The sequence below is a fragment of the Pseudoalteromonas phenolica genome, from assembly GCF_005876835.1.
GTDB lineage: Bacteria > Pseudomonadota > Gammaproteobacteria > Enterobacterales > Alteromonadaceae > Pseudoalteromonas > Pseudoalteromonas phenolica_B.
The window spans coordinates 1-626 of sequence record NZ_PPSW01000044.1 but is presented as its reverse complement, the minus strand read 5'-3'; the positions used below and the strand labels follow the sequence as shown (position 1 = coordinate 626).

Here is a 626-nt window from a genome sequence, read left to right as displayed (position 1 = left end):
ATCGAATAAGGAATTGTGCCTAGTTGCTCAGTGAAGTCCACGATTGCTGAACGTGTATTTGCAGTTAAATCAACCACAACCGTATTGTTTGCAGTTTGCGATCCAGTGCGATTTGCACCAATAACCAAGTACTCTTTACCGTCTAGGTGATTTGTCAGACCTGACTGTGTCGCTGTCACGCTGTAACCATCAGCATTCGCTTCGGTTAAATCTGCAAACGTGTACTGGCCATTAGCATCTGTTGTGCGCGTTAGTGACACCGCACGACCGAACTTGTCTTTACCTGTCAGGGTCACTGTGATGTTTTCAAGCGCTTTATCAAGCTCAGCGGCTTCTAGTTCACCATCTTGTAACGTATCTAGGAATACGCGACCTGAGATCGAATAAGGAATTGTGCCTAGTTGCTCTGTAAAGTCCACGGTTGCTGAGCGTGTATTAACCGTTAGATCAACCACAACTGTATTACTTGCCGTTTGCGATTCTGTGCTGCTTGTGCCCACAACCAAGTAGTCTTTACCGTCTAAATGATTTACCAAGCCAGACTGTGTCGCTGTCACGCTGTAACCATCTTTGTTTGCTTCTGTTAAGTCTGCAAACGTGTACTGACCATTAACATCAGTAGTGCG

1 protein-coding gene is annotated in these 626 nt (G+C 45.5%); it reads right to left on the bottom strand.

The annotated features are described in order from the left end of the window. The coding region (locus tag C1E24_RS19485) for an SdrD B-like domain-containing protein (RefSeq protein WP_206078146.1) at positions 1 to 626 on the bottom strand (626 nt) is incomplete at both ends.